At 60.2% G+C, this 13,406-nt stretch carries 11 protein-coding genes; 9 read left to right on the top strand and 2 right to left on the bottom strand.

Translation table 11 applies throughout. From position 1 onward, the window contains the following. The 4 genes from AC3WJW_RS14705 to pgm all read left to right on the top strand — a co-directional run. A partial coding sequence (locus AC3WJW_RS14705) for a hypothetical protein (protein ID WP_493726507.1) occupies positions 1–215 on the top strand: 215 nt, incomplete at its 5' end. A gap of 423 nt (positions 216–638) precedes the next feature. Then, positions 639–2,129 (top strand): hypothetical protein, encoded by a 1,491-nt coding sequence (locus tag AC3WJW_RS14700; RefSeq protein ID WP_493726506.1) that lies wholly within the window; start codon positions 639–641, stop codon positions 2,127–2,129. 40 nt (positions 2,130–2,169) lie between these two features. Beyond that, positions 2,170–3,570, top strand: coding sequence for an aminotransferase-like domain-containing protein (locus AC3WJW_RS14695; RefSeq protein ID WP_493726505.1), 1,401 nt, complete (start codon positions 2,170–2,172; stop codon positions 3,568–3,570). 111 nt (positions 3,571–3,681) lie between these two features. After that, the gene (pgm, locus tag AC3WJW_RS14690; protein WP_493726504.1) at positions 3,682–5,328 is read left to right on the top strand and encodes a phosphoglucomutase (alpha-D-glucose-1,6-bisphosphate-dependent); all 1,647 of its coding nucleotides are present in this window, start codon (positions 3,682–3,684) and stop codon (positions 5,326–5,328) included. A 196-nt stretch (positions 5,329–5,524) separates the two neighbouring features. Here pgm and AC3WJW_RS14685 read toward each other — a convergent pair whose 3' ends face one another. After that, complete coding sequence (locus AC3WJW_RS14685; protein WP_102701364.1) at positions 5,525–6,220, bottom strand: pirin family protein; 696 nt, start codon at positions 6,218–6,220, stop codon at positions 5,525–5,527. 279 nt (positions 6,221–6,499) lie between these two features. Between AC3WJW_RS14685 and AC3WJW_RS14680 the strand changes: the two genes are divergently transcribed. Beyond that, the gene (locus tag AC3WJW_RS14680) at positions 6,500–8,974 is read left to right on the top strand and encodes a UvrD-helicase domain-containing protein (protein WP_493726503.1); all 2,475 of its coding nucleotides are present in this window, start codon (positions 6,500–6,502) and stop codon (positions 8,972–8,974) included. Positions 8,975–9,059: 85 nt separating this feature from the next. Here AC3WJW_RS14680 and AC3WJW_RS14675 read toward each other — a convergent pair whose 3' ends face one another. After that, a complete protein-coding gene (locus AC3WJW_RS14675) occupies positions 9,060–9,332 on the bottom strand; it encodes a DUF1652 domain-containing protein (RefSeq protein ID WP_493726519.1) in 273 nt (90 codons plus the stop codon). Between the two features lie 265 nt (positions 9,333–9,597). Between AC3WJW_RS14675 and AC3WJW_RS14670 the strand changes: the two genes are divergently transcribed. From AC3WJW_RS14670 to AC3WJW_RS14655, 4 genes are read left to right on the top strand one after another with little or no spacing between them, the layout of a single operon-like run. Continuing rightward, positions 9,598–10,413: an AraC family transcriptional regulator gene (locus AC3WJW_RS14670; RefSeq protein WP_493726502.1), complete on the top strand. Its 816-nt coding sequence runs from the start codon at positions 9,598–9,600 to the stop codon at positions 10,411–10,413. Positions 10,414–10,465: 52 nt separating this feature from the next. After that, positions 10,466–11,872: an NAD(P)/FAD-dependent oxidoreductase gene (locus AC3WJW_RS14665; protein ID WP_493726501.1), complete on the top strand. Its 1,407-nt coding sequence runs from the start codon at positions 10,466–10,468 to the stop codon at positions 11,870–11,872. A gap of 43 nt (positions 11,873–11,915) precedes the next feature. Beyond that, on the top strand, positions 11,916–12,257 hold the full coding sequence (locus tag AC3WJW_RS14660) for a cupin domain-containing protein (RefSeq protein ID WP_015095054.1): 342 nt from the start codon (positions 11,916–11,918) through the stop codon (positions 12,255–12,257). Positions 12,258–12,301: 44 nt separating this feature from the next. After that, a complete protein-coding gene (locus AC3WJW_RS14655; RefSeq protein ID WP_007970611.1) occupies positions 12,302–13,387 on the top strand; it encodes a polyamine ABC transporter substrate-binding protein in 1,086 nt (361 codons plus the stop codon). Positions 13,388–13,406: the final 19 nt, after the last annotated feature.

Here is a 13,406-nt window from a genome sequence, read left to right as displayed (position 1 = left end):
TTTGTAGGAGCGAGCTTGCTCCGGGCGGCGTTCCGACGAAAAACCTGAGAGCACCGCGGGGTGTCAGGCTCCCCGCAGCATCGTTGACCTTCATCGCGAGCAATCGAGCGTCGACCGGCTGCTCCTACAGAAGAGAGAAGGGCAAAAAAAACACGTCGATCCGCAGGCCGGTCCAGCAACTGAACTGGTTTTTGCCCGTAATCTGTAGCTTCTAATCAGCCACTAAGCCCTGATAATTGAATGATTACTTTCATCTCAAGGAATGAGTCATGGCTGGGTGTCAGGCTAAAACTTTTCAATGTGCGCCCTCGGTGCACGCCTCCAATTTAGTTAGTTGTTGTGTAGTTGCCAAAAAGACAGCAACAGCTGCTTTCCTTATTTCTTGTGTTAAGTGTCTGTGGGACTCTGTCGGACGCTTCCTAGGACTCCGTCTACAATCGATAAAACCCTTGCCAGCCGGGCGCTACAGCCTTGTCTTTGGCGTGCGAAAGAAGGGTTGTTACGATCGTTTCAAATGATTTCCATTAAATTCAATTGCTAGCATTTGGCAATAAAGTCGATGACTGCATTCGTGCAGGCAATCCAGCGGAATGTGTTGTCCGCGCGATATTGAACTTACGAGTACCAGGTAAATAAAGATGACCAGCATCCATGACCAAGCGATGAACTATGTCTATCAACAAGTGTTGCAGCGATTGCTGGGGTTCTTCTCCCGTGCCGAGCGCACTGCATTGCAGTTGTTGATTCAGCGTCTGGCAGTGGCGGCGGGGGGCATGGAACGTATTGGTGATTACAAGGTGTTGGCAATCCAGTCCGGGGCCCGCGACAACTGCTACAGCCTGGCGCTGTTGCGTGCGGCGCAATTGACCATCGCCACTCGGTCCCCGGCGACCTTCCAGTTGCGCATCGCCTCGTTGCGGTTGAACGGGACCAGCCGGGCGGCCGTGGAAAACATGCACCGGACCAACAGCGCACTGTTTGTCTATGACGATCCGCGGGTCGAGGTGCTGATGGTCGATGATCGGGAAGTCCTGCCGTTCAATCACCTGGCGCCGATCTCCGACGCCGGCCGCGAGTCCAGCCGCGTGAACCTGCTGCTGATCGGCCATCGCCGGGAGTGGCACGGCGGGTTCGACCTGTGGGATGACGGATACCTGGCCACGGGAGAGTTCTACGGGCAAATCGCCCGCTGGGACGGTGGCGTCGACGCTTTGCTCATCAGTGACACGCCGCGTCAGCAGAAACAGTTCATCGACGGTTTGAAGCGTGCCGCCACCAAGGCAGGGCTCAAGCCCTCGCACGTGGGCGAGGCCGGCCATGCGGGGTTGTTTGCATTGCTCGATGAGCTGGGCAGCGACTGTTATCAGGCGTTCCATGCCGATGACGGCCAGGCCCGATGGCGTCCTGAAGGGCGCTTTGAGACCTGCCGTCGTACCACCTGCATCGAGATTCACGACCTGCTGGTCAGCAACCTGGAAGAGCGCTGGTCATTGCTGACTGAATTTCTCGGCTTCCAGCCTGACGAACTGTCCGCGCAGATCAGCGACAACGAATTCGTCAGCGCGTCGATCTCGGCGCATGTGCGTGGCTTGCAAGCGAGCTTCGTGCACGGCCGCGATTACGAGTCAGGCGTTGCGCAATACCTGCAACGCGCCCTGGTGATGATGCGCCGCAAGCGCGTGCCCGAGCGTTTGTGCGAGCAGGCCATCGAGGTGTTCGGCAACCCGGCGACACTGGGCGACCAGCGTGCCCGCGCAGCGACCGAGGCGCAAAAGACCCTGGGCCTGAGTGAAGCACAGCTGGTGTGTCTGCTTTTTGCGCCGTTTATCGAAGAAGGTGCGGGGCTTGAGCGATTTTTGCGTCAGTGCCATCCGGGCATGCTGGTGGCCATGCCCGAGTTGCACCGGGCCATGCAGGGGCAGCCGGTCGCCGAACAGATCATGCAATGGATGATTGATGTCAGCGGGTTGCCCGTCAGCCTGATCGGCCGGCTTTATCGCATGGAGCGGGCGCCAGGCAGCGGTGACGGGGCGCCCGAAGCGCATATCCAGTGCGCCGCGTTGCAAGAGGCAGCGGGCGATCCTGACACCGGCGACACCTTGGTGGATGAATGGTCAGCGGGTCACTGAGGGTGGGCGGACTATCAGCCAGTGCGGTCGGCCTTCAGCCATGAAAGGTCCACGAGAAACGGATTTCGCCTATCAGGCCGTGTATCGATATCTGGGCAGCCTGATCAACGAGTCCGAAGGGGATTCACGCATCCGCCTGCCGTCGCTGCGCCAGCTGGCGGAGCGCCTCAATGTGTCGATCTCGACCATTCAGTACGCCTATTCGCTGCTGGAGAAGGAAGGGCGTGTGTTTTCGGTGGCCAAGTCGGGTTATTACGCGTTGCCAGTGTCCTCTTTCAACCTGTTGGACAGCGGCAGCGATCTGCTCGAAGCCGTCTATGTCAATGCCAGGCGTCCGGGGATGCTGGTCCTGAGCGCCGATGAACCGGCGTTGCTGCTGCCGCTCGACAGCCCCTTGTTGCTGCTGGAGCGAGAGTTGCTGCGCCAGTATCCCAGGCAGCCGCAGTCGCCCTCGCAACCCTGCGGCGAGCTCGAGCTGCGCACCGCCCTGGCAGCACGCTACACCACGTCTCCCATGCGTTACTGGCATGCCGATGATGTCTACATCGGCGCCGACCTTCGCGGTGTCCTGGAAATCCTCATTGCCGTGCTGGGCTTGAAGGACGCCACGGTAGTGGTTGAGTCGCCGTGCGACTGGACGATCCTGCGTTTGTTTCAAGCCGCCTGCGTGCGGGTGATCGAATGGCCTGTGCAAGCCGATGGTTGCCTCGATCCGCAACGGTTGAAAACCTTGCTTGAGACCGAGCCGGTACGGCTGGTGATGCTGTCTTCGGCCCTGAACATGCCCCGTGGCAGCCTGGCGCCTGAGGAAAACAGGCAGGCGATCGCCCGGCTGTTGGCCGCGCATGACAGTTGGGTGCTGGAAAACGACTGTTATGGCGAGCTCGGATTCGACCCGGGCGGCCTGCGCTTTCGCGACTTGCTGGCCCCTGAACGGCTGATGGTGTTTTCCGCGTTCGAGAAAATCATTGGACCGGAAGCGCCCTACGGTTACCTGCTTTCCAGGCACTTGAGCGCCGAACTGCAACGGCACTTCCTGTTGCGTTCGTTTCGACTGTCGCCGATTCGCCAGAAAGCCATCGCCCGTTTGTACAGCAGCGGCCGCATCGATCAACACCTGTTGGTGCTGCGCCGGCTGCTCAAGGAGCGCAAGAGTCAAATGACCCAGTTGTTGCAGGAGCGACTGGGTGATGCCTTGCATTTCGTCGAACCGCAAGGCGGTGCAACGATCTGGGTGCGCTCGTTGCGTCGGGTCAATGTCCGTCGTGTGTTCCAGCGCCTGCTGGCGCAACAGGTGGTCATCGCGCCGGGGGAACTGTTCAGCCTCCACGGCCTGCACGGGCAGCATGTGCGCCTGAGTCATACCTTCGGCGGCGATCACAACCTGGCGTCCGCGCTGGGACTGCTGGGGGATGCGCTGCGCCTGGAATCGATCGAGTGAGTGACAAAAAATAACAACTGCCACTGTGCGGGATCGATCCCATCGCGTTGCGGTCAAACTGCCAGTAAACTGCGACTCAATTCCTGAACCACTCTATTCCAGAGGTTTTGCATGACACTCAGTCCTTTTGCGGGTAAACCGGCACCGGCAGAATTGTTGGTCGACATCCCGCGACTGGTAACGGCCTATTACACCGGCCAGCCTGATGCCGCCATTTCGACCCAGCGCGTTGCCTTCGGCACGTCAGGGCACCGCGGTAGCTCGTTCGACCTGAGTTTCAACGAATGGCACGTGCTGGCGATCAGCCAGGCCATTTGCCTGTATCGCGAAGCTCAGGGCATCGACGGCCCGCTGTTCGTCGGCATCGACACCCACGCGCTGTCCACGCCGGCCGGTGCCAGCGCCCTTGAAGTGCTGGCGGCCAACGGCGTGACCGTGATGATCGCCGCGGGCGACGAGTACACCCCGACGCCGGCCATTTCCCATGCGATTCTCTGCTACAACCGTGGCCGCACCAGCGGCCTGGCGGACGGCATCGTCATCACGCCGTCGCACAACCCGCCACAAAGCGGTGGCTACAAGTACAACCCCACCAACGGTGGTCCGGCCGATACCCACATCACCAAGTGGATCGAAGCCAAGGCCAACGAATTGCTGGCCAACAAGCTCGCTGGCGTCAAGCGCATCAGCTACGAGCAGGCACTGAAGGCCGGCACCACCCATCGTCACGATTACCTCAACACCTATGTCGCCGACCTGATCAACGTGATCGACTTCGACGCCATCCGCGATGCCAATCTGCGCCTGGGCGTCGATCCGCTGGGTGGAGCAGGGGTGCGCTACTGGTCGGCGATTGCCGAGCATTACCGTCTGGACCTGGATGTGGTGAACAAACAGGTCGACCCGACCTTCCGCTTCATGACCGTCGACTGGGACGGCCAGATCCGCATGGACCCATCGTCCAGCCACGCCATGCAAGGCCTGATCGGCCTGAAAGAGCGCTTCGACGTGGCGTTTGCCTGCGACCCTGACCATGATCGCCATGGCATCGTCACCCCGTCCGGTGGTTTGCTGGCACCGAACAACTACCTCGCCGTTGCCATCGACTACCTGTTCCAGAATCGTCCGCAATGGCGCGCCGATGCTGCCGTGGGTAAAACCGTGGTCAGCAGCGGCTTGATCGATCGCGTGGCCAGACGCCTGGGCCGTCGCTTGTACGAAGTGCCGGTCGGTTTCAAATGGTTTGCCGACGGACTGTTCGATGGCTCCCTGGGTTTCGGCGGCGAAGAAAGCGCCGGTGCCTCGTTCCTGCGCAAGGACGGCGGCGTCTGGAGCACCGACAAGGACGGTTTGATTCCGGCCTTGCTGGCTGCCGAGATGACGGCCCGGACCGGTCGCGATCCGAGCCAGGCGTACCGTGCCTTGACCGATGAACTGGGTGAGCCGTTCTCGGTAAGGGTCGACGCCAAGGCCAACCCGGAGCAGAAGGCCCTGCTGAGCAAGCTGTCGCCGCAACAGGTCACCTCGACCCAACTGGCCGGCGAGCCGATCCAGAGCATCCTCAGCCACGCACCAGGCAACGACCAGGCCATTGGCGGTCTCAAGGTCATGACCGAAAACGGCTGGTTCGCGGCGCGTCCGTCGGGCACGGAAGACATCTACAAGATCTACGCCGAAAGCTTTGTCAGCGACGACCACCTCAAGCAACTGGTGGCCGAGGCGCAAACGCTGGTGGATGGTGCCATTTCCTCGAAGTAAGCGCTGTAACTCCCACTGGAGCTGCATAAAACCCTGTGGGAGCGAGCTTGCTCGCGATAGCGGTCTGTCAGTCAATATCAATGCTGGATGCCAGGCCGCCATCGCGAGCAAGCTCGCTCCCACAAAGGGTTCGCTGCAGCAATAAAAAAGGGGCGACCAACACGGTCGCCCCTTTTTTGCGATTGCCCTCAGCAGGTCACGCCAGATCCACCAACACGATCTCACTGTCCTCGATGGCAGTCACCCGCAGCACCTGCTCATCGGCCACCGCGACACCGTCTCGAGCTTGCGCGCGCAAGCCATTGACTTCAATGACCCCGGTAGCCGGGACCAGGTAGGCACGACGACCGCTGTCCAACAGGTATTCGGCCGTTTCGCCGGCCTTCAGATTGGCGGCCACCAGCCGCGCATCGGCGCGGATGCGCAGGCTCTGCTCGTCGCCTTCCTTGCCGCTGGCCAGGGTGACAAAACCTTCGCGGTCACCTTTCGGGAAGGGTTTGGCGCCCCAGGACGGTGCCAGACCGGTCTCATTCGGGATGATCCAGATCTGGAAAATCCGGGTCGGCGTCGCTTCCAGGTTGTACTCGCTGTGGGCGATTCCGGTACCGGCGCTCATGACCTGGACGTCACCCGCTTCGGTCCGGCCCTTGTTGCCCAGGTTGTCCTGGTGGGTAATGGCGCCTTCACGGACATAGGTGATGATTTCCATGTCCCGGTGCGGGTGCTGCGGGAAACCGGTGCCGGGAGCGATCACGTCGTCATTCCAGACCCGCAGGTTGCCCCAGTTCATGCGCTGTGGATCGTAGTATTCGGCGAACGAAAAATGGTGATGCGCATCCAACCAGCCGTGGTGAGCACCGCCAAGCGTTTTGAAAGGTCTGAGTTCAAGCATGATCGTCTCCAGAAAAGGTTCGTCATGGGGCGAAGCGCCTGAGCCACGAAGCGAGACCGGTGGTTGATGACGGCCATCATCCATCAGGCAACAATCGATAAAAAGCGTAAAAAATGCGGCATTCCCATCGAATATTTTGATATTAAATAGGCTCGAAACTTTCTCATCCAGCCTTCACTTCATCGCATAAGCCAATGAGTCATAAGCAATTCACTAGAACTCAATGGCAAATGCAGACACCATAGTGCTCAACAGCCTCACACCCTGGAGTCAGTCCGCGTGCCGCAACACACCCCCGATCTTCCGCCCGAACTTCGTCCCCTGGCCGAGATGCCGCTGATCAAGCGACTGCTCGCCCGGTTCTTCGGATACAGCCTGACCCGCCTGCACGCTCAACATCGTGCGTCGTGGTTGCATGGCCAGGCCGACGGTTTTCGCAGCGGTCACAGTGCCGGGGTCGATTACGGCTACAGGGAAGGCAAGCTCGAAGGGCTGGAGGAGGGTCGGCAGGTCCTGCTGATCCGCGACTCGCGCTCCACTGAACACCGGCCACCGACTGTCGATGACCTGCTGTTCGACGATTGGCGCCTGCCGTTGAACGCCGAGTTGAAGAAACGCATGAAGGCTGATGTCGCCCGGTTGCTGCCGGCCCATGCCCAGCCCAGCGCCGCGCAGTGGAAAATGATCTTCAGCGACACGCCGTCCACCTCGGTGATCGCCGGTGCCGGCGCAGGCAAGTCGACCACGCTGGTGCTGCGCATCTTGCTGTTGAGCCATTACCTGGGCTTCGAGCTGAGTTCGATGACGGTGGTGACCTTCACCCGCGAATCGCGCAAGGACTTCATCAACAAGCTGATCGAACTGTTTGCGCTCTGGGGCCGCGCGATCAGTTTCAAGGAGGCACGGGACCTGGTGCGCACCTTTCACTCGCGGATCCTGCCGATGGTGCGCAGTCTTCCGGGTTTCGAGCGTTTGCAGGCCTTCGAGAACCTCAGCCTGCGGGCTGCACAGGGTGACGAGGAAGTCGACAGCAATCCGTTCGACCTGCGTATCAACGACGCTCAGCGCCAACAGCTCAACGCCTGCTATCACCGTCTGCACAGTAACGACGAGCGTTTTCGTGAGCTGATCAAGCCTTTGTCCCGGCATGCCTTGCAACTCAAGGAGCTGGAGCGGGACCATCCCGATGTGCAGAAACGCATGGGCGTCACCGAACTGGCGGCCAAGCGTGATGAAGAGTTGTGCGACGCCATTGAAGACCTGTGGTTTCGCGCCGGTGCCTGGCCCATCAAGGGCATCGAACCGAATCGCCAGTCGTTCGATATCAACGGCTCGACATTCCACTGTCACGGCTACATCCCGACGCTGGACGCCTGGGTGGTGCTGGGGTTCGATCCTCGGGAGAACCCGCAGGTCACGCGGCCCAATGCCAAGCTGACGGTGCGCGCAGAGTGGGCAGTAAAGCGCACCCTGTTTCAAGCTTTCTGTCGTAAGCCATTGATTTGGCTGGATAGTTACGACTCATCAAGGCGCGTGCTGGCCTCGCTGGCGGGGGATGCCAGTGCCGGGCCGGGCATCGATTACAAGGTCAAGGGCGAGCTCGCATCCGCGCCGTTGCTCGATTGCTTTGTCGCCGCCGCCGGGTTCATCGAAAACCTCGGGCTGGATGTGCCGAGTGCCGTGGGACAGATGAGTTTCGCCAAGGATGATCCCGACCGGTTCTTCTTCGAGGCCCTGAGCCTTTACTGGCGGGCGCTGGAAGATCATTTGCTCGACCAGAAACCACCGATCATGACCTACAACCGGATGTTCGCCCTGTTCAGCGAGCATTCGCCGGAGAACCTCAAGCTGCTGAGTGATGAGCTGCTGCGGCCGCTGTCACACCTGATGATCGACGAATTTCAGGACGTCTCGCCGCAAATCGTCTCCTGGATCAGGGCCAGCCTGGCAGAGATCCGCAGTCGCGGACCGGCCATGCACGTCGGACGGGGTGCCCAGCGTTCCTCGCTGCTCTGTGTGGGCGATGACTGGCAATCCATCTATGGCTGGCGCGGGAGTTCGCCGAGCTACTTCATGGAGTTCAACAAGGAGTTCCCGTCGCCGAGCACCACCAAGGTCATGCTCAGCGACAACTACCGCAGCCACCAGCACATCATCGATGCCGCCGAGCACATCGTGCGTGCAGCACCGGCGATTGCCGGGAAGAAAGCCAAGGCCAGCGGTGAACCCAAGGCATTGCTGCCGGTGAACGTCCTCGATCGTGATGACCAGGGCATGGCGCAGCGCCTGATGGAACATTACCGGAAGGGTGATTCAATCTTGATGCTTTATCGAAAAAGTAGCGATAAGTCATTGATAGAAGAGCATATTCAGACAGTACTTAATGTTGATTCGAGCTTGCCCCATGCAGCCCGCAGGCTCAAGCAACTGACGTATCACAGTGCCAAGGGCCTCCAGGCCGATGCGGTGTTTTTGCTGGGCGACTGCCAACACCTGACCAGTTCGCCCTACAAGAATCAGGTTTACCGGATGGCGGGCCTGGGCAAGGCCGGTGACAGCGAACCCTACGACAATGCCCAGAAGGACGAGATCCTGCGGCTGGCGTACGTGGGTATTACCCGTGCCGTCAGCCATTGCTACTGGTACGTCGATGCGCAGGACACCCAGGCCGCGAACATGCCCAAGGCGTCCGACCGGATCGGCAAGGGCAAGGCGTTCTTTGTCGATCATCGGCAGGGCAAAGCGTCAGCCTGAAACACAAAAATCGCAGCCCTCGACAACTCCTGTAGGAGCTGCCGAAGGCTGCGATCTTTTAATCTTTTACGCGGGTATTCCACCCTCAGGCATAACTCCTGAAGGCCTCCGGTGGAACGAAAGCATCAAGTTCATCCTCCACCGCTTCGATTATTCGTTCTACATCCGCGGCATTCATGACGGTGGCGCAAGGAATGCCGGCAATGGCGATCATGGTCTCGCCAGTGGCACGATCGAAAAGACGGGCAATCATGCTGCCCGGCGCGTCCATGCTCGCCTCGAAACCCATGGGATGAAAATGCCAGCGCATCAGCTGGCAGGCGTTTGGAAACGTGACCTTACTGAACCCTCTATTCATGTGTTGCCCGCCTTCATTATCGAGCGCTTCCTTTAGCTCATGGTAGGAGGGAAGAACCTTCAATGGCTCAACCAGTGACAGTCTTTAAAAGTAGCATCCGAATGTGAAAAAGAATGTGGTTTTTTCAGGTCGTTTGGCGATTGCCGCCATTTTTTTGATTCAGGTCACGCTTCCTTGATATTGGCGGCCCGAAGCCCGCATCCGTTTAGTCGTTGAAGACAAAGCGGAAGTTGGGCAAGCTCGGTTTTTTCCGTCGAGATTTTCAATGCACGCCGAGGATGATGGCCCGCTGCAAACCCAGGCCACGGGCGAGACGGTCATGCGCTATCACTTGCGCTGGAAACACCGGGACCTGGACGGCGTCATGGCGCTCTATCACCCGGAAGTCCAGTACAACGACTTTTTCCAGAACCGGGTCATGGGCCTGGCCGAATTGCGCGACTACGTGCGCAGCAGCATGCCCCGGGATCCGGATGAAGCGCTGGAGCACTCCGACCGCATCCGACTGGACGGCAACACCGCCTTCATCCAGTACCGCATCACCCTGCGCGGTGGTGAAGGACTGGTGTCGTTCCGCGCCAGCGAGGCGATCACCGTCAAGGACGGGCTGATCTGGCGGGTCAATGAATACGCTTCGCTGGTGCATGAGCAACCCGTCAGCAAAACCACCTCCGGCCAGCGCCCGGCGGTCAGCCGGCTGGGCCTGTCGCCTCGCCAGTTGAGCTTCATGGCCGATGACCTGCAGCAGTATTTCCAGCGCCAGCAGCCGTATCTCGACCCGGAGCTCGACCTGCAACGGGTGGCGAAGGAGTGCGGGTACAGCCGCAACCAGATTTCCTATCTGTTGAACCAGGTGCTGGGCCAGAGTTTCTACCGCTACGTCAACCAGGCGCGCCTGCAACACTTGCTCGCGGCACTGGATGACGCCACGTCACCGCTGCGTATCGATGAACTGGCGTTCGCCGCCGGATTCAATTCGCTGTCGGCGTTCTACAGCTGTTTCCGCCAGCACACCGGCCAGTCACCCAAGGCTTACGTCAAACAAATTTCTTTGCGTGCACGCGCGCAAGACAGCGCCTGAGCCCACGCACTAGGATCGACGCCATCGAAGTTTTTCAGTGGCGGAGTCTTGCATGCCGGCGTGGCGCACTATCAGTTTGTGGATGGACCAACTCGACGAGCCTTTGTTGGCGCGTCCGGCGCTGGAGCGGGACCTGGATGTGGACGTGGCGATCATCGGCGCGGGCTACACCGGTCTCTGGACCGCGTACTACCTTAAGCAGCAGAAACCGCAGCTGAACATCGCCATTGTCGAAGCGCAGACCGCCGGTTTCGGCGCGTCGGGGCGCAATGGCGGCTGGCTGATGGGCAACTTGCTGGGTGAAGATCGCCTGCTGGCCGGTCTACCGGCCCAGGAGCGCCGCGCTTCCTACGACTTGTTGCATGGCATTCCGGATGAAGTGGAGATTGTCCTCGAACGTGAGGGCATCGACTGCGATTTCCGTAAAGGTGGGGTGCTGTATTGCGCTGCGCGCTACCCCGAGCAGGCGACCAGCCTGCGTCACTACCTGGACGATCTCCATCGCCAGGGCCTCGACGACAACCACTATCGCTGGCTGAGCCCGGAACAACTGGCACAGCAGATTCGCGTCGCCAAACCCTATGGCGGCATCTATGCGCCGCACGTGGCGACCATCCACCCGGCCAAGCTGGTGCGCGGGTTGGCCCGGATGGTGGAGCGCCTGGGGGTGAGGATCTATGAAAACAGCCCGGTCACCCATTGGCAATCCGGCAGCCTGCGCACGGCGAAAGCGTCGGTGCGCTGTCACTGGGTCGTTCCGGCAGTAGAAGGTTACTCCGTCACCTTGCCGCCCCTGGGGCGTTATCAGATGCCGGTGCAGAGCCTGATCGTCGCGACCGAGCCCTTGTCGGCGGCCACCTGGGATGAAATCGGCCTGAGCCGTGGCCAGGCGTTCAGCGAGGCCAGTCGCCAGGTGACCTATGGCCAGCGCACCGCTGACAACCGTTTGATCTTTGGCGCCCGTGGCGGCTATCAGTTCGCCGGCAAGCTGCGCCACGACTTCGAGCTGACCACGGATGAAAAAGACCTGCGGCGCTACCTGTTTGGCGAGCTGTTCCCGCAGTTGAAGAACGTGCAGATCACTCATTCCTGGGGCGGCAACCTGGGCATGTCCCGGCACTTCAAGCCGCACATGCTCTGCGACCGGGCCAAAGGCATCGCCTTGTCCGGCGGTTATGGCGGGGAGGGCGTTGGTGCCAGCAACCTCGGTGGACGCACGCTGGCCGACCTGATCCTGGGGCGCGACACCGATCTGGTGCGCCAGCCGTGGGTCATCCCGCAGCGGGGCCTCGACGCGCTCAGGGCCTGGGAGCCGGAACCGATTCGCTGGCTCGGCTACAACGCAATCATCCGCAGCTTTGTCCATGAGGACCAGACCCTGGCCAACCCGGCTACCGCGCCCTGGCGGCGCAAGCTGGCCAGCGGGGTGGCCGGTTTCATGGAAGGTTTCATGCACTAAACGGCGCGCTCTTCATCTACAGGCCATATCGACAGGTATTCCCATGAGCATCACGCAATTCAAGCACACCGCAACCCTGAAACTGGAGGAATCCAACCCGGTCGCCGTACCCCTGGGCACGCCCGTGGCCGTGGCTTCGACCACCAGCGTCGAACGCGACGACGGCGTCGAGACCGGCGTCTGGGAATGCACCCCGGGGCGCTGGCGGCGGCAGATCGTCGCCCAGGAATTCTGTCACTTCATCCAGGGGCGCTGCACCTTCACCCCGGACGGCGGTGAACCACTGCACATCGAAGCCGGCGACGCACTGATGTTGCCGGCCAACAGCCTCGGTATCTGGGATATCCAGGAAACCGTGCGCAAGACCTACGTCCTGATTTTCTGATCCTTGATTGCCTGCCAACAAAAACAACCTACAGGAATCGACTCATGCTCCGAAAGACACTGACCCTGGCTCCGCTGCTGCTGGTTGCATCGATCAGTCAGGCGGCCGAAACCGTCAAAATCTATAACTGGTCGGATTACATCGCGCCGGACACCACGAAAGACTTCCAGAAAGAAACCGGCATCGGCTTCACCTACGACGTCTATGACAGCAACGAAACCCTCGATGGCAAGCTGATGACCGGCAAATCCGGCTACGACGTGGTGTTTCCGTCCAACCACTTCATGGCGCGTCAGATTGAGGGCGGCGCACTGAAGAAGCTCGACAAGAGCCAGTTGCCGAACTGGAAAAACCTCAATCCGGTACTGCTCAAGGCCTTGCAGACCAACGATCCGGGCAACGAGCACGGCTTCCCGTACCTGTGGGGCAGCACCGGCATCGGCTACAACGTTGCCAAGGTCAAGGCGGTGCTGGGCGACAACGCCCCGGTGGATTCCTGGGACCTGATTTTCAAGCCCGAGAACATGCAGAAGTTGCAGAAGTGCGGCGTGGCTATTCTCGATAACGGTCCCGAACTGTTGCCGGCCGCGTTGAATTACCTCGGCTTGCCGCCTCACAGTAAGAACCCGGATGACTACAAGAAGGCCGAAGCCTTGCTGTTGAAAGTGCGGCCGTATGTGAGCTATTTCCACTCGTCCAAGTACACCAGTGACCTGGCCAACGGTGATATCTGCGTCGCGGTCGGTTTCTCCGGCGACATCCTGCAAGCGGAAAACCGCGCCCGGGAAGCCAACAATGGTATCGACATCGGTTATGCGATTCCCAAGGAGGGCGCGGCCATCTGGTTCGACATGGTCGCGATGCCGGTCGACGCTCCGGACGAAAAGGCCGGTTACGCCTTCATGAACTATCTGCTGCGCCCGGACGTCATGGCCAGCGTCAGCAACTATGTGCATTACGCCAATGGCAACGAGCAGGCTGACAGCCTGATCGACCCGGCGATCAAGAACGACACCAAGGTTTACCCAAGCCCGGAAATGATGGGGAAACTCTTTGCCCTGGAAGCCATGCCATTGAACATCGACCGGGTTCGCACGCGCGTGTGGAACAAGATTCGCACCGGCAGCTGAAGACCGGTCAGGCAATCGG

This window comes from Pseudomonas sp. GW821-FHT07G06, from assembly GCF_058986625.1.
Note: the sequence above shows the minus strand (reverse complement) of the source record. Positions and strands in the feature narration are given on the sequence as shown.